Origin of the sequence: Eubacterium sp. An11, from assembly GCF_002161065.1 — a bacterium.
GTDB lineage: Bacteria > Bacillota > Clostridia > Lachnospirales > Lachnospiraceae > Anaerobutyricum > Anaerobutyricum faecale.
Window position 1 is genome coordinate 41,468 of the sequence record NZ_NFLV01000008.1, and the last position, 17,402, is coordinate 58,869.

The 17,402-nt window shown below is 50.4% G+C and carries 12 protein-coding genes; 1 reads left to right on the forward strand and 11 read right to left on the reverse strand.

Going from position 1 to position 17,402, the window contains the following annotated elements:
* The first annotated feature begins 48 nt into the window (after positions 1-48).
* On the forward strand, positions 49-1,923 hold the full coding sequence (locus tag B5E53_RS08135; RefSeq protein WP_087313946.1) for a cation-translocating P-type ATPase: 1,875 nt from the start codon (positions 49-51) through the stop codon (positions 1,921-1,923).
* A 96-nt stretch (positions 1,924-2,019) separates the two neighbouring features.
* Here the strand turns inward: B5E53_RS08135 and B5E53_RS08140 are convergent, their stop codons facing one another.
* The 11 genes from B5E53_RS08140 to B5E53_RS08185 all read right to left on the reverse strand — a co-directional run bounded on the left by B5E53_RS08140 (position 2,020) and on the right by B5E53_RS08185 (position 17,339).
* Positions 2,020-6,405 carry an acyl-CoA dehydratase activase gene (locus tag B5E53_RS08140; protein WP_087313948.1) on the reverse strand — a complete coding sequence of 1,462 codons (4,386 nt, stop codon included), beginning with the start codon at positions 6,403-6,405 and terminating at the stop codon, positions 2,020-2,022.
* 242 nt (positions 6,406-6,647) lie between these two features.
* The gene (locus B5E53_RS08145) at positions 6,648-8,912 is read right to left on the reverse strand and encodes a transglutaminase domain-containing protein (protein WP_140401464.1); all 2,265 of its coding nucleotides are present in this window, start codon (positions 8,910-8,912) and stop codon (positions 6,648-6,650) included.
* Positions 8,913-8,931: 19 nt separating this feature from the next.
* Positions 8,932-9,993: a DUF58 domain-containing protein gene (locus tag B5E53_RS08150; protein ID WP_087313950.1), complete on the reverse strand. Its 1,062-nt coding sequence runs from the start codon at positions 9,991-9,993 to the stop codon at positions 8,932-8,934.
* Positions 9,990-10,940, reverse strand: a complete 951-nt coding sequence (locus tag B5E53_RS08155; protein ID WP_242963583.1) for a MoxR family ATPase — start codon at positions 10,938-10,940, stop codon at positions 9,990-9,992. Before B5E53_RS08155 ends, B5E53_RS08150 begins: the two co-directional genes overlap by 4 nt.
* Before the next feature lie 15 nt (positions 10,941-10,955).
* Positions 10,956-11,642: a DUF4405 domain-containing protein gene (locus B5E53_RS08160; RefSeq protein ID WP_087313952.1), complete on the reverse strand. Its 687-nt coding sequence runs from the start codon at positions 11,640-11,642 to the stop codon at positions 10,956-10,958.
* A 214-nt stretch (positions 11,643-11,856) separates the two neighbouring features.
* Positions 11,857-12,021: a hypothetical protein gene (locus B5E53_RS19205; RefSeq protein ID WP_162611854.1), complete on the reverse strand. Its 165-nt coding sequence runs from the start codon at positions 12,019-12,021 to the stop codon at positions 11,857-11,859.
* Complete coding sequence (locus B5E53_RS08165) at positions 12,008-13,171, reverse strand: cation diffusion facilitator family transporter (RefSeq protein ID WP_087314075.1); 1,164 nt, start codon at positions 13,169-13,171, stop codon at positions 12,008-12,010. Before B5E53_RS08165 ends, B5E53_RS19205 begins: the two co-directional genes overlap by 14 nt.
* Positions 13,172-13,241: 70 nt before the next feature.
* Entirely contained in the window at positions 13,242-14,045 is an 804-nt protein-coding gene (locus B5E53_RS08170) for an ABC transporter permease (RefSeq protein WP_087313954.1), read from the reverse strand.
* The gene (locus tag B5E53_RS08175) at positions 14,042-14,845 is read right to left on the reverse strand and encodes an ABC transporter permease (RefSeq protein ID WP_162611855.1); all 804 of its coding nucleotides are present in this window, start codon (positions 14,843-14,845) and stop codon (positions 14,042-14,044) included. Before B5E53_RS08175 ends, B5E53_RS08170 begins: the two co-directional genes overlap by 4 nt.
* Positions 14,838-15,767 (reverse strand): ATP-binding cassette domain-containing protein, encoded by a 930-nt coding sequence (locus B5E53_RS08180; RefSeq protein WP_087313958.1) that lies wholly within the window; start codon positions 15,765-15,767, stop codon positions 14,838-14,840. Before B5E53_RS08180 ends, B5E53_RS08175 begins: the two co-directional genes overlap by 8 nt.
* 441 nt (positions 15,768-16,208) lie before the next feature.
* Positions 16,209-17,339, reverse strand: coding sequence for an aldo/keto reductase (locus B5E53_RS08185; RefSeq protein WP_087313960.1), 1,131 nt, complete (start codon positions 17,337-17,339; stop codon positions 16,209-16,211).
* Positions 17,340-17,402 lie beyond the last annotated feature (63 nt).

The window sequence follows — 17,402 nt, forward strand, 5'->3', positions numbered from 1 at the left end:
TTCTACATAAAAATGCATATTTTTAACAGGAAAGAAGGCTGTATATTTATGAAATTGATCGAAAAACTGGAACAGCTGCTGGACTTTGGCGGTATCAAAAGAGAGATTGCCTTCCTCGTCCTCTCCGGCCTGGCGCTGCTGGTCAGCATTTTTCATCTGTTTCCGCTTCCGTTTGACGCGGCTTGGATTGCCATCATCCTGTGCGGCATCCCGATTATTCTGGAGGCTGTCATCGGACTGATCACCGCTTTTGATATCAAAGCCGATGTGCTTGTCTCTCTGGCTCTGCTTGCCTCCGTATTTATCGGGGAAGATTTTGCTGCCGGAGAGGTTGCTTTTATCATGCAGCTGGGCGGACTTCTGGAAGAACTGACAGTAGCCAGGGCAAGGGCAGGAATCGAAAAGCTCGTCCACCTGACTCCGAGGACGGCCCGGGTCGTCACCGGGGAAACTGAGCAGATTCTCCCGGCGGAAGCAGTAAAGATCGGCGACATGCTCCGGGTGCTTCCCGGGGAAACTATCCCGGTGGACGGCGTCATCCTGTCCGGACAGACTTCCATCAATCAGGCAGTCATGACCGGCGAATCCCTTCCCGTCGATAAATCTGAGGGTGATGCAGTATTCAGCGGTACGGTAAATCAGTTCGGCGCTTTTTTGATGCGGGCGGTGAAAGTGGGCGAGGACAGCTCCATCCAGCGGATGATCCGTCTGGTCCAGTCCGCCGACGCCGGAAAGGCAAAGATTGTCGGTCTCGCCGACCGGTGGGCCACCTGGATCGTGGTCATTGCGCTGACCGCTTCCGTACTCACCTGGCTGATTTCCGGCGAGATCATCCGGGCAGTCACCATTCTCGTCGTCTTCTGCCCCTGCGCTCTGGTTCTTGCCACTCCCACCGCCATTATGGCGGCCATCGGCAACGCCACCAAACATGGTTTTCTGGTGCGGGAGGGCGACGCTCTGGAACGACTGGCAAAGGTATCAAAAATTTCCTTTGATAAAACCGGAACTCTGACCTTCGGGACGCCGGAGGTAATCGCTGTGAAAAGCGTAAGCGGCGCAGATACTGTTCTTTACGCTCTGGCTGCCGCAGCGGAGAGTCTGTCGGAACATCCGCTGGGAAAAGCGGTCGTCCGCTGTTACAAAAACGACACAGGACATGTTCCGGAAACTGCGGACGACTTTCAGATGGTGCCTGGTCAGGGCGTCTGCGCCAAAGTACAGCAAAGATCCGTACTGGCCGGAAGCGCAAACATGATGACCCAGCGGCAGATTTCCATTCCGGAAGACATAAAAAAAGAGACAAAACAATATCTGTCCCAGGGATGTACCATCATCTACATGGCCGTCGATTCTTCCCTCGCCGGCTATCTGGTTCTCTCCGACACCATTCGGCCGGAAACGGCGCCGATGCTCCGCCATCTTCACGAGCTCCACGTTCAGCCGGTGCTTCTGACCGGCGACAATGAGAATGCGGCAGCAGCCATCGCCGGTCAGCTTGATATCCGGGAAGTGCATGCCGGCTGCCATCCGGAGGATAAACTGCGCTGGATTGATTCCTATCAGCAAAAACAGGAATCCGTCTGTATGATCGGTGACGGCATCAATGACGCTCCGGCGCTGAAAAAAGCCGATGTGGGCATCGCCATGGGCGGTATCGGCAGCGACATCGCCGTGGACGCCGCAGATATCGCCCTGGTGGATGATGAAGTAAAAGAACTGCCGCATTTGTTTGCCCTGTCCAGACAGATGATGACCACCATCAAACTGAACCTGACTTTTTCCATGTCCCTTAATTTTATTGCCATCATCCTTGCCATCACGGGTATTTTAAACCCTGTGGTCGGAGCTCTGGTCCACAACGCCGGTTCCGTACTGGTGATCGTGAATTCAGCGTTGTTATTAAAATGGAAGATAAAAAACTGATATTATACAGAATCGCCGCGCAGAAAACATCTGCGCGGCAGTTTTTCTCTATTTTATTATTCTCACGCCCGCTCGCCGCCGCTCTTACTGTTCATATCATGCCTGCTCCTCAGCGTTCTTGCTGTTCATAATGAGCATCTGCAGACGGTTCTCAATATTGGCAAAGCTCACATCCGGATCATAGTCCAGAGGGAGAATCTGGGCGTCCGGATACATTTCTTTTAATTTCTTTGAAATCCCCCGTCCCACCACATGGTTCGGCAGGCAGCCAAACGGCTGCAGGATCACAAAGGCACGGCATCCATGTTTGGCATGATGGATGATCTCGCCCGGAATGAGCACGCCTTCCCCGGCATCAAAGGTATGGTGGATGATGGAGTCGCTGTCCTTCACCATATCCTGCATCCGGCAGGCTGGCGTATACAGCGGATGCTCCTTCGCAATGGCGTCAGTCATATCATGGGCCAGATTAAATACATGGTCTGCGATATACAGCCACGCCCGTTTGCCCAACGGCACATCCAGCTTATATTCCTGTACCTGGGCATCCTGATAGAAATATGTCTTCCGGATAACGTCCGTCATACGTGCCTCGATAATCTCAAACCCGTTCCGTTCCAGATAATCTTCGATATCGTGGTTGGCCCCCGGATGGAAATTCAGCAAATATTCACCCACAATGAGCACCTGTTTTCTTGGATGCGACCGGTCGTACGGTATCTCTTTCATGATGGCGACAGCCTTTTTAAAGCCTTTTTTCGCACCGCGGATCCCGTGATTCTGGAGACCGTAAACCACCTCGTCCATGGCTTTCTCGAAAGCTTCGTTGGCGCTGCCCTTCACCAGCTCGTAAGGACGGATCTTCCGCAAAAGCTCTTCCAGCACATCAATCATCGGCAGTGCGAAGGCAATCCGCATGGCGGAGAGAAGATTCATCTTAAAGCCCGGATGCATGTTGTGGTAATCCACATCATCATTGGTGATGATCGGCACGTCGGCAAAACCTGCATCATCAAGAGCTTTTCGAAGCAGAGCGCTGTAATGGGTCAGACGGCAGTCTCCGATGTATTTTCCCATGCCGATGGCCACTTCTTTGTCATCGTACTTTCCGCTTTTTAAAGCCGACAGCGCCTCCCCGATGACGATCTGTGCCGGGAAACAGATGTCGTTATGCACATACATCTTTCCAAAACGGATGGCGTCCTCTCTTCCAATGGCGAGAGGTACCGCCCGGATCCCCTGACCGACCAGGGCTGCCGACATGATACGGCTGAATGCATGTGAGGTATTTGGCACCAGCACGATCTTCTCCTTCCGGTTCTTTTTTGTAAACTTTACCGGATACGGATCTGTCATCGGATGTGTTTCCAAATGTTTTTTTCGCTCATGGCGCATGGATACCGTCTCCACGAAGGAGCGGACACGGATACGCAGCGGTCCCTGAATATCACTCTCGTCCAATTTGAGGATCAGCGGCGTCTTCCCGGAGATTTCTTTCATCAGGCGGATGATCTCATCGGACAGATAAGCGTCATGGCCACAGCCGAAACTTACGATCTGCACATATTCCAGATGATCATTCTGCGCCGCCAAAACCGCTGTGGACAGCATCCTCGCATGGAAATTGTTGACCACATCCAGACGACTCATGGAAAGATCCACCTGGGAAGCCTCCTCCAGAGAATCCGCCGTCAGTACCGGAATGCCGAGGCTGGTGAACATCTCCGGCAGATCATGATTGACCAGGGCGTCATTCTGATACGGACGGGAAGCAAGCACAACGGCGTAAGTACCCTTTCGCCGAAGCTCCTCACAGACATTTTTTCCGGCCTGCTGCAGCTCGTTCTTAAACGCCTCCTGAGCGGCATCCGCCTGGGCGATGGCATGTTTTACGACCTCTTCATCCAGCTGGAAGGTCTCTTCCATGTAACGGGTCAGCTGACGGTCACGGTCCGCCGGCGTATACCAATGAAACAGCGGTGCGTCAAAAGGAATTCCCCAGCGTTTTTCCGGATTGTCCGAATTGCGGATGACAATGGGATATCCTTTTACGATGGCACACATGGACTGGCTGGTCTCCTCCGTGTTCTCGGAAGAGACTGTGGTGATGGACGGCATGAAAATCCGGTCCACCCCGCTTTTGGCCAGCGCCCGGATATGTCCGTGAACCAGCTTTGCCGGGAAACATACCGTATCCGAAGTGACCGCGGAAAGCCCGTCCTCATAAATCTTTCTCGTGCTGTCCGGCGATACCTTAATGGAGAAACCAAGGGCCCGCCAGAAGGTGCGCCAGAAAGGCATAGTCTCCCAGTAAAACAGTACTTTCGGCAGACCGATGGTCACATTTTTGGGTTCTTCCAGCACCTCATACAGGTAATCCTTCATCAGAAGCTTCTCTCTCAGCTCAAACAGATTCGGCACCCGTTCCTTTTCTTTCTGTTTTTCCTGCAGCATCCGGCGGACATTTCCGTCCTTCGGATCGCCGAGGATCTCTCCCCGCTCACAGCGGTTGTTGGTGATCCACGAATTACCGTTAGAAAAACAGATGATCGTACGTTTACAGTGGTTGCCGCAGAACGGACACGGGGAATTGGACTCCTGCGTATATGTAAAATCATCCAGCAGACCAAGCCCCATAAAAGTTCTCCGGCCGCTGCCCGCCCGGAATCTCTCCTTTGTCAGAAGAGCGGTTCCGATAGCGCCCATAATGCCCGGATACGGCGCGCGGACCACTTCTCTGCCGATATACTGTTCCATGGCACGAAGCACAGCGTCATTGAGGAAGGTACCGCCCTGCACCACGATCTTGTCTCCGAGACTCTTTACGTTTTCGATGCGGATCACCTTTGTAAATACATTTTCTATGATGGAACGGCAAAGTCCGGCCATGATATCCGCCGGCTGCTTGCCGTTTCTCTGTTCTGTGATAATGCTGCTGTTCATAAACACTGTACAGCGGCTTCCGAGAACCGCCGGATTCTTTGAGGAAAAGGCGGCACCGGCAATCTCTTTTACCGGGATATGCAGGGAAGACGCAAAATTCTCCAGAAAAGAACCGCAGCCGGAAGAACAGGCCTCATTGACCACGATATTGGTGATGATGCCGTTATCCAGCCAGATGGCCTTCATATCCTGTCCGCCGATATCCAGAATAAAGGAAGCATCTGACACATACTTCTCCGCCGCCCGGGCGTGGGCCACAGTCTCCACCACATGGCATTCCAGATTGAAGGCCTTGGTAAACAGAAACTCTCCGTATCCGGTGGCGCCGGCAGCGATGATGTCCAGCTTTACCCCCGCCTTCCGGTAGCGTTCCCGCATGGCAATCAGCGCATTCTTAGCCACCAGCAGCGGATCTCCCTCGTTAGCGGCATAGAAAGAATCCAGAATATTCTCCTCTTCATCCATGAGCACAAACTTTGTGGTGGTGCTTCCGGAATCAATGCCCAGATAAGCGTGTATGGTTTCTCCCGGATGGAGCTGCGCCGGTCTGGTCTCCGGCAGTTTATGACGTTCCTCAAATTGCCGGCGTTCTTCCGGAGAATTAAAAAACGGGACTCCCGATGCTTCCTGTCCCGGAAGATCCCCGCCCCGGTGTTCATCCAGCGTCCGCATCAGCTCATCTGCTGTAAAACACTGCTTGTTATCAGCAAACATGCTGTCAAGCGACAGCGCCGCACCGTAAGCAATGATGATTTCCGGGCGCTCCGGATGGATAATATCTTCCTCAGAAAGCTGTAATCTCTCGGCAAACACCTTCACCAGCATCGGATGAAAGGTCAGTGGTCCTCCCTCAAATGCCACGGGCTTCTCGATATCCAGTCCCTGGGCAAGGCCGCCGATGGTCTGTTTGGCAATGGCATGGAAAGAGGAAAGCGCCAGATCCGACTTGGCCACTCCCTGATTCAGGAGCGGCTGAATGTCAGTCTTTGCATACACGCCGCAGCGTCCGGATATATCATAGACACAGCTTCCCTGCTCCGCAAGCGCGTTAAACTCCTCCACCGGAACTTTCAGTATGGAGGCAATCTCATCGATAAAAGCGCCGGTTCCGCCGGCACAGCTGCCGTTCATCCGCATATCAGATACATTCAGCGAACCGTCAGTCTCATCCCGGTGAAAGAAAATAATCTTCGCATCCTGTCCGCCCAGCTCAATGGCCGTGCGCACATGAGGGTAATTCTTCCTGAGCGCAATGGAATTGGCCACCACTTCCTGAATAAAAGGCACCTGCAGCACTTCCGCGATGGGTTTTGCCCCGGAACCGGTCAGAATCAGCCGAAGCGGTGTATCCGCAAAAGCCTCTCTGAACCGCTTCAATGCCTGATAGACACTCTCCAGCTGCTTGGCGTTATGGCGCCGGTAATCAGAATATATGATCTCTTTCTCTGCCGCATCAATGGCAGCAATCTTTGTGGTTGTTGACCCGATATCTATGCCAACAAGAAGGGGATGATTTTGTTTGTTTTCTCCTGCTGTCATGTTTCACCTCAATATCCTGTGTATTTTTTACGGAGCAGACGTTTTCGTCTCCGGTATTCTGCCGGAACAGACCTGCTCCTCGTTTTACCTGATGTCTTCGCGTAAATAAGGGGGCTGTATACATTGACGTCAGTCAATTGTAAACAGCCCCAATTTGTTCTAGTGACACTATAACATCTAAAGTTAGTCCCGTCAACCGGTGACTTTTATTTTTTTTAATATTCACCGGTTTCCCTGCGTCGTCAACAGAAAAATTTCACATATTTATACAAAAATTTTTTTATTCCCCACTGACGGGCGGACACGCTGTCTCTTACTTTCCGGCAGAAATCCCGCACAAAGGCTTCATCGTCCGGACTCGCTTCCCTGTTGCCAAACGCTTCCCGGCGGACCACATCGACCACTCTTATGATATCTTCCGGAGATTCTTCCGGAAATACATCCGAAAATCTTTTTGCAAAACCCTCTTCACTGCCGTCATATTCCGGAAGCTCACCGGCATAATGCAGCGCCTCCAGCATCCGGCCGAAAGCCTGCCGTACATTCATCCTCCGGTCTGCCGCTTTCTGCATTTCCCGGTACACATAATAGAAGGCTCCGGCAAGCAGCGCAAACAAAAGCAGAAGGATTCCTGGCGACACTTCCTGCACCCCACTGGGTGCCGATGGGGAAGGATCTGCTGGTTCCACGGCAGTCTCCGCAGGTTCTTCCGTATTGTCTTCTTGCTGCGGCACATCTTCCAGCAGACTGTCGGGATTCCATTGCTGCTTCCCGGCTATCTCCTCCAGTGCCGGGATATCCATCCCCGCTTCATAACCGGCATAGTTATTGCCGGACGGCGTCACTTCCACCGGCGTCCAGCCCAGATCTTCGATAAAAATCTCCGGCCAGGCATGGGCAGAAACATCGGTCACCTCAGCTATATAGCCGCCCGCTATCTCGATAAAGGCAGAGGGATCCACCGCGTATCCGGTCACATATCGGGCCGGGATCCCGTACAGCCGGTACATGAGCACGGCAGCCGACGCAAAATGCTGACAATATCCTTCCTGGTTCTCAAAAAGAAAGTATTCCACCGGATCTGCATGCAGCGGCGTGACGCCCGGCGTCGTGGAATAGGACGCCATATGCTGAAGGGTATCGATAATAAACGCCGTGATATGTTCCAGATCACTCTGGGGATTGGCTTCGCAGAGTTTCACCAGCCGCGGAATCTCTTCCCGGGGAACTCTCGTGTACGTTTCCTGTGCTTCCTTCTGATATGCCTCCTGAATATCACGATACCAGGAAGCGCCGGATTCCATGGAAGGATCCATGTGGTCCCAGTCAATGGACATTTCTCCCTGCTCGTAATACCGGAACATAGATCCAAAACGTCCCCGGCGGCTCTGAATACCATAATAAGGGGCATATTCTGTCGATTGTCCGCGAGTTGTTTCCATATTCCGGATGACAAGCGTATGCTCTCGCAGTGTGAAACCACGGTCGGTATTCTGATTCATCTGATAATATAAATTAGAAAACATGCTGCCAATACTGTCCTCCCAGTACCGCCAGTGCAGCGTATTTTCATTCATCCGTAAAAAAATTTCATCATCCATGGCAGGCTCCCACTGCCCATTCCCATAGTCTCCGCCATGAAATCCCTGAAGATACAGGGTCTCCGCCGGCAGATCGCTGACCCTGACTTCCAGCTGGTCCACATTTCCCGGATAAAGATTGCCCCGGTTAATATTTCCTCCATCGGGCTGATTGTTCCAGCCGCTGACACGTTTGACGGTCTGCTGCACCATTCCTTCTGCCTGATAGGCCGTTTCGTAAAACCACTGGGGATTTCGTTCCACCACAAAAAGAGAGCCGCCAAAGATGACGGCAGCCATGGCCATCATGAGAACGCCGATCTTCATGGCGGAAAATACGTTTCTTCTCTCCCTCTTTCTCTTCCGGCTGCTCTTTTTTATGAGCGTATGCACCGTCCAGAAAGTGATCTGAAAGATTCCGATGCAGAGCACCGCACCGTTTCCAGGCACGATTCCAAACAAGGGAGCCGCCAGTAAAAGCGCGCTCATGAGAAGATAAATCAGCCAGTGAGCATGAAAAATAAATTCCCACAAAAACAAAATATAGGCCACGATCCACAAAAGAAACAGCACTCCTGCTGTCACATCACTTTCTCCGGCTTCCGCAAAACCGGCCAGCTGAAGAATGGCCGCGGCAATTTCCCGCGCAATCTGAAAATGAAAGAACAGATACAGCTCCGCCAGGGCGGGAATACCGAGAAGACCGGCCAACAGCAGAAGCCGCCGGTATTTTCCCTGTCTTTCATTCAGATACCAGAGCACAATGCCCGGCAGCGGCGCCAGCAGAAAAACTGCCGGCCGGTTCCAGCGCATCTGCGGTACTGCGGACAGCAAAAGAGCAACGCCGTAAATACCACATAATAAAAACAACAGAGAAAAAAGAGCAGATTTTCCCTCCCCTCTCTCTTTCCATCCGAAAAATATCACCGGTTCCACCTCCCGAACATTACAACACCGTTACATCAAACGTATCCAGTTCTTTTTCAAAATGATCTGCCGTAAACTGACAAATCTCTTTTCCAAAGAAAGTCAGACGCAGTCCGCCGTCCAAACAAAGACCCGGTCCAGGAACAGACGGCATGGCTGCCGCTTCTTCTTCCTCCCGATAAAGAAAGATCAGAAACTCGTCACAATCCTGTTCTCTCCATAAGGTCCGGACTGCGACAGAGCCATCTTTTTTCTCAAAAAATACTTTGACCCCGCGGCCTCTGTCCAGAATTCCCAGAAGGAGGGCCGACAACACCTCATAAAATGCATCTTTTTCCACGGCCGTTTTGTTCTTCCAGCTGCCGGGACAGACGGAAAGAGCAAAGGACTCCTCTTCTGACTGATAATATTCCTTTATCAATAGCTTATCCAGCCGCGCGCTCTGTTTCCAGTGAATAAACCGATACGGCTCTCCCCGGACATGTTCCCGGAGCTGTCGGATTTCATCCATATTTGCACCGGGTCTGCCATGATCATCCTGACCGGAAAGCTGCATTTCCTGCCAGGGATCCGACGCCAGAAAAAGGCGCAGATGCCGCTTTGCGGGCAGCACGGCAATTTTCAGCTCTTCCTGTTGTTTCTTCTTTCTGCGAAACAAGGTCAGATAATCATACACATAGAGTTTTTCCATTTTAAAAAGAAGCAGGCCGCAGTGCGGTTTTTCTATGGGAAATGTTATCTTCCGACTGATTCGTTTTCCCGAACCTGCAAGCAGCGAAATGCTCGTCTTCTTCTTCATATCCGGATCACAGATCCTAAGCCGCAGGCGGACGACTCCTGCCGGAAAAATCCCCCGGTTTTCCACTAAAATATTTCCGAAAGGTTCTTCCCCTTTCCGGCAGACAAGCATCTCCCTCTCAAATCCTGCTCGGATGCAGTATTTCAAATAAAAAGACAGCAGCCACATGCTTACAAAAAGTACAAGTTCTGTGAGCGTCAGAGCCATGAGCGGAACCGACCGGTACATGGCGGAAAGATACCAAGTGATACTGGTCACAATGAGATAAATAATCTTTTTCATCGCCGCATCCCCATGGATGGGCGCCTGATCTGTCCGAGAATCTCCCGGATAACCGCTTCCCTTTTCTGTCCGTTCATCCGAGCCGTGCCGGCCAGTGAAACTCTGTGCCGGATGCAGTATGGGAACTGTTCTTCCACATCAGAAGGAAGTACATAATCCCGGCCGTTCATCCACGCCGCTGCCCGGGCCATGCGTACCAGCGCGATGGAGGCCCGTGGACTGCCGCCGCAGTAAAGATCCGGATGTTCTCTGGTGGCCCGGACCAGCCGGACAATATACTCTCCCACAGTTTCTTTGAGATAAACCCGGTCCACATCTTCCTGCATCTTTTGCAACGTTCCAGCATCAAACACCGGCTGGATCTCTTCCACCCGGCTTTGCTCCCGGACTCCCATCACCATGGCAAGCTCACTGTCAAAATCCGGATATCCCACCGAAAGGCTGACCATAAACCGGTCCACCTGCGCCTCCGGCAGCAGCTGTGTTCCGGCGCTGCCCTGGGGATTCTGCGTGGCTATGACAAGAAAAGGTTCCGGTACCGCTCTGGTGACGCCTTCCACCGTCACTTTCCGCTCCTCCATTACTTCCAGAAGGGCCGACTGGGTTTTTGGCGAAGTCCGGTTGATCTCGTCGGCCAGAAGCAGATTACAAAATACGCTTCCTTCCTGATAGACAAATCGTTCTTCCTCCCGGCGGTAAATGGAAAATCCCGTCAGATCCGATGGCAGAACATCGGGTGTAAACTGTATTCTTTTATAGTCAAGCTGCATTGCTCTTGAAAAAGCCAGAGCCAGCGTCGTCTTTCCCACTCCCGGAATGTCTTCCAGAAGAACATGCCCGTTCGCCAGAAAGGCAAGCATGATTTCACAGATTTCTTTTTCTTTTCCCAAAATAACCTGGCCGACCTGTTTTGTCACAGCCTTAGCCAGATCAAGCCGTTGTTCCAAATAGGTTCCTCCTTTTTATGATCTGTTGATTCTCCTTTTCTGCAACAGTATTGTAATATAGTAAGCGATACATGTCCACAATCCCATCATAGCGATGTATTCTGCAAACAATAAAAACAGGGGCTGCTCAAAATCAAAAAATACAAACTGGCTGCGCAGAAACAGATAATCCGCGATATGCTGGTGCACAAAACCATAGATTCCATACACAGAAACAGCCGCCGCCAGAAGGCGAAGTACGATCCTTCGGGACCTCGGGGACTGTTCTCTTCCGTTTGCCCCCAGAAACTTCCGGATCATTCCCATGACCATCCCCCAGTGCATGCCCAGATGAACGCTCATGAGGATAAACCCCCAGTAAGAAGCCAGCATATGAACCACCCTTGCAAGCGCCATCCCCCCCTGCAGAGGAAGAAATGCAAAGACAACTCTTGACATGACAATTCCGCTGACCATCAGGGCGGCCATGGAAACGAGCAAAAGAATATTTATCAGAATCTGCATAATCCGATATGGCGTATACCTGCCTCTTTGCAGACCGCCGTACCACCGGCGGTTTAAAATGTGATGCACAATGAACAGAAGGAACATGGCGGTTCCCACCCACTCATGAAGTGTTTCTCCCACCAGCATATATCCCATCTGACAAAGAAGCATCACCGTCATTATAAGATCAATCATCATTTTTCCCTTTTGTTTCATGAGTAGTTCTCCTCTCTGTCGGAATACCCTTCCGGATATCCTGCTATCTCTATCCGCTTTCTTGCCCTTTCCTGTCATTTTTTTATTGTATAATCAATGACTGCTGTCTGATTTCCTATGAAATAAAAAACAGGTGTTTTCTGCCATTCTTTCGCAGGAAACACCTTTATTATAAAAAAAACTTTATTTTGTGTCTAATACTTGTATTAAATGCTTAAAAATGCACAAAATGCATAATAAGCCGCAGAAATACCCTCTCTGGTTCGTTGCTTTGTAATCTTTTACCATCTTTACCAAAAATAGTTATGGAATCAACCACACAGGCTGATGCCATAACCATTTTCAATGTTCCTGTCTGCCCTGGCTCAAGCCGTTTCATCAAAAGCGATGATCGTCACGTAATGCTTGTCCTTTGCCAATAAGGCCTGATCAATCTTTTCTTTCAGTTCTTTATGTTTCTGGCGCATGGAATACGGCACCGCCAGATCAAACATAAGCTTCGTCTGTTTGGAGCTTCGCACCACCCGGAAATCATGCATGGAAAGCTGCGGATCCAGATCCTTTATGATCTCTTCCACGATTCCCTTCATCTCATTCCATTCGGCGTCATCCAGAACCACCGGATCATAATGGATGACCAGATGAACATTCATCTGTTCCAGAGCGTCTCTCTCGATATCGTCAATAATGTCATGACACACAAGCGGATCCTCCTCCGCGCTGAGCTCCGCATGGAGGGTGGCAAAGCACTGGCCCGGACCATAGTCATGAACCAACAGATCGTGAATTCCGAGAATCTTCTCATGGGACAATACCAGATTCGTAATCTTCTCCACAAGCCCCGGGTCCGCCTGTTTGCCAAGGAGAGGAGAAATGGTCTCCCGGGCAATGTCCACGCCGGAGTATAAGATAAAAATCGCCACGGCCAGACCAACGATACCGTCTATATTTATATCGAAGAAATATCCCACCGCGCAGCCGAGCAGTACCGCTGATGAAGTGATAACGTCATTGCGGCTGTCCACGGAAGTGGCTTCCAGAGTGGTGGAACGGATTCTTTTCCCCAGAGAGCGGAAAAAACCTGCCATCCATAACTTCACACCGATGGAAAGCAGCAGTACCACGAAAGTGGCGATGGAAAACTCCACGGCCTCCGGATGAATGATCTTCTGCAGAGAAGATTTAGCCAGATCAAAACCGATGATCAAAATCAATGCCGCTACCACCAGCCCGGACAGATATTCATACCGGGCGTGGCCGTATGGATGCTCTTCGTCCGCCGGCTGCTGTGCCATCTTAAATCCCAGAAGCGTCACCACAGAAGACGACGCATCCGACAAGTTGTTGACAGCATCAGCGATGATAGAAACAGAGTTGGCCAGCCAGCCCACCATGAGCTTCCCGAAAAACAAAAGCAGATTGCACACGATTCCGGTGCCGCCCGCCAGCTTGCCGATGGCAGAATGCACGGCGGCCGACTCTTCATTTTCATAATCTTTTACAAACAGTTTCAGCAAAAATTGAGTCATAATAATCATCCCCGTCTTTTTATTCCTGATTCTTTTCTTTATACTAAAAGCCGGAGAAAATGTCAATAGTTTACCAGCCTTTCTTCCTTGCTGTCTTTCCTGCTGTTTTTCTCTTACTGCTTTCCGTTTCCTTTTCGGGTATCCTTCTTCGGCGGGCGAAAACTGCCAGAATCAATATAGCCAGCAAAAAGCAGATGCCCAATACAAGGGCCGCTGGCGCTGCCTGATATGTGAAATCCCCCAGATCATAACCGCTGCCACAGAGAGGATCTGTGAGAATCATTGCGGCTTTGACCGGGTACCAGTTCATGATCCGTCCCTCGAAGGTACCCAGATAGCCGTACACAAAGGCGATGGCCGCGCCGAACACGCTGCTTTTCAGCAAAAATGTGTTGAGAACGATCAGCGGAAGTACCGAAATATAAATCAATACATTTGACAGAAGAATCTGTCCGGCGGCCGCGGCCACTGTCAGCACCGTCATATCCGGCAGACCCAGAAATCCATTGACGATTACGGCAAAAAACACATTGCAGATACTGAACATGACCGTCAGAAACAGCAGGAACACCAGTTTGCCAGCCAGCAGACTGTCATAGGAAACCGGAACCGTCAAAACGGACTTCAACGTATCATCTGTATTCTCGCGGGAAATCACAAAGACTGCCATCAGAGTAATGATCACCGGAAAGAAATACGTTCCGTTGGTAATGATGATCTCATGAATATAATAAGAAAAATCCCATCCCACGGAGGTATTGGCCGTCGAGTAAAAAAAGCTCATGAGCACAGAGAGAACCATCATGGCAACCCCCGCCTTGATCACCGAATACCGTTTCATTTTCCAGAATTCTGTTACAATGCACTCTCTCATCTCGTCCACCTCCTGTAAAAACGAAAAATTAACCACAGACTCACTGCCAGGGTGATTCCCAATATAAGCGCCGCCTCCGGATTAGACGGCACCAGATCATAGGCTTCCGGCGCCAGATTCCGCTGGGGCATCTGCCGTATCATCACGCCGCTGCTCCAGTTGAGCATGCACAGCACCGGGAAATAGTTAATAATTTTTATCAGGGACTCATTCATGGATACCACCACCAGAGCTGCCCAGGACAATACCGAATAGAAAAAGGACAGCAGCATGGAAATCAGATAGGTCTTATTAAAGTACACGATGAAAACGACCACCGGAAGGGTGGCTATGGTAATACCGACGCTGAACATGCAGGCAAAGCCAAACTTGAATACCAGTCCGTATACTGTTCCGGCGTCGAAAATCCAGGTAAAAATCACGGTAAAACATACATTTGCCAGGGTGTAGATAAGACTGTAGATCAAAAGCACCAGCAGTTTTGTCACCACCAGTTTCGTGGCAGCGACCGGAATGGCCCGGATATTTTTAAAAGTATCGTTATCCCTCTCCTGAAAAAACAACAGCGACGCCAGAACGCCCAGCAGACAGGGTTCCAGCAGCACAAGACCATAGGACAACATCAGGGTATAAGAATAATCAAACCGTCCCTGCAGATAAGAGAGACTGCCGTCGCCGTTCATCCCGGACCTGGTGACGAACACCACCAGCAGCGGAAACAGCAAGGCCAGCGCAACCACCGCCGGAAGGATTTTTCTTCTTTTCAGTTTCAGAAATTCACATGCAATCAATTCAGGCAATCCCCTCACCCCCTGTCACCTTCTTAAAATAGTCTTCCAGGGTATCCTCGCAGATCTTCGCGCAGGAAACAGAGAAATCATTCTGGATCAGAACCGGAAGGATATCCTGGATCTGCACCTGCATCTTATAAATGCACAGGCCCTTCCCGCCGTCCGTCTCACAGTCCGCGCCCGAGAGCGCAAATTTCTCTGCCAGCAGCTTCGCCGCCCGCTCCGGCTCCGACACTTCCAGGTAAATGTACCGGCGGTTCTTCTGCTCCAGTTCATGAAGGCTCTCCTCCTCCAGCAGTCTCCCGTGATCGATGATTCCGATATCGTCCGCCAGCAGGGCAATCTCCGATAATATATGACTGGAAATCATGATAGTCTTCCCCCTTTTATCACAGAGCTCCCGGATAAACCGCCGCACCTCCGCAATGCCGATGGGGTCCAGACCGTTGATGGGCTCGTCAAGGATCAACAGGTCCGGGTCATGCATGACAGTCAGAGCGATTGCAAGCCTCTGTTTCATCCCCAGAGAATACTGAGAAAACAGCTTCTTATCTTTATAAGGAAGATTCACGAGAGCGAGCGCCTCCGGAATGGCTTCTGGATTTTTGATCCGCCGCAACTTTGCGAAAATCCTTAAATTCTCCGTTCCGGTGAGGTTGGGATAAAATCCCGGCGACTCAATAAGACTGCCCACATGGGGAAGAATCCTCCTCTCATTGCCATGGAGCGGTTTCCCGAATATCTGTATCTGCCCCGCCGTGGGCTCCGTCAATCCCAGCAGCATCCGCATGATAGTGGTCTTTCCCGCTCCGTTCCTCCCGAGAAGCCCGTAAATCCGCCCGGGTCTTACGTGCAGGGACGCCTCGAAAACTCCGGCCTGCTCCCCGTATTTTTTGGTGAGGTTGTTGGTTTCTATCATATACTGACTCATGGCACTGCCTCCTTTTCGTGAATACATTCTTTTTGTCATAAGAATTCTTTTTGCATTATGAATTTGCTTTGTTCGTAAATTCTCTCTGCTTCTGAAAAAAGAATAGCATGCGCCCCTTAAAAGAGAGATAAGGCAGCCTTAATTTATCCTTAAATGTATATACGGTTTCATTCTCTTTTCCCCTTGCTCCTTCAAAGATATTCTTGTTATATCATACCGACGCGCAATGAAACACAGAGATAATCCAAAAAGTATCAATCTATTAAAATTCAGTGCAATACAATATTTTGAAGAATATCTATAAAAATCCGTCCCTGCTTGGGAAGGAAAAAGAATTCTCTATTTGAATAAAAATAATCTCTGACTAGAAAGAAAAAAAGCACGAGAATGAATAGCCAAATCGTTCATTCTCGTGCTCTTTTCTTTCCAAATGTCCGGATATCAGCCTTTCAGCTTAGCCGCAAAATCAGCCATGGCTTCGGATATTTTGATCTGCTGCGGACAGACTTTCTCGCAGCTTCTGCATCCGATGCAGGCGGACGGCTGTTTGTCTTCCGGAACTGCCGCAAGTGCCATCGGCGCAATGAAGCCGCCTCCGGTAAACTTATGCTCATTGTAAAGTTCCAAAAGGCGCGGGATATCCAGTCCTTTCGGACAATGGCTGACGCAATAATGGCAGGCAGTACACAGCAGTGTACCGTTTAACATGCCGTCGGCCAGGGCCAGAAGGCTCTTCATCTCTTCATCGTTTAAAGGTTTATCGGTCTCAAAGGTTGCGATATTGGCCTTCATCTGCTCTGCGTTGGACATACCGGACAATACCATAGTTACCTCCGGAATCGACTGAAGGAAACGGAACGCCCATGCCGGCACTTCCTCGTCCGGACGCATGGATTTCAGTATGCTGGTCTCTTTCTCCGGCAGAGAAGCCAGTTTACCGCCGCGCAGCGGTTCCATTACCCAGACCGGGATGTTATGTTCTTTTAACAGCTCTACTTTTGCCTTGGCGTTCTGGAAAGACCAGTCCACGTAGTTCAACTGAATCTGGCAGAACTCCATGTGATCGCCGTAGGCGTCCAGGAAACGTTTCATCACGTCATAACTTCCGTGAGCAGAGAATCCCAGATGTTTGATCCGCCCGTTTTTCTTCTGCTCCATGAGATAATCAAAGATACCGTATTTCTCATCCAGGTACGCGTCGATATTCATCTCGCATACATTGTGGAACAGATAGAAATCAAAATATTCCACCTGACATTTTTCCAGCTGTTTTTCAAAAATTTCTTTTACCTTCGGCATGTTGGAGAGATCGTATCCCGGAAATTTAGTGGCGAGATAAAATTTGTCTCTCGGATATTTGCTGAGGGCCCTGCCCATCACCAGCTCAGAATTGCCGTTGTGATAGCCCCACGCTGTATCGTAATAATTGATGCCGTGCTCCATGGCATAAGCGACCATCTCCCCGGCGGCAGCCTCGTCGATTTTCGCATCGTCGCCGTCAATGACCGGAAGACGCATGGCGCCCATACCCAGTGCCGATAACTTCAGGTCCTGAAAATCCTTATATACCATTTTTCATCCTCCTGACTTTTTTGAAACTTTTATCTCTTCATAGGCAATTACATTTATCTTCTT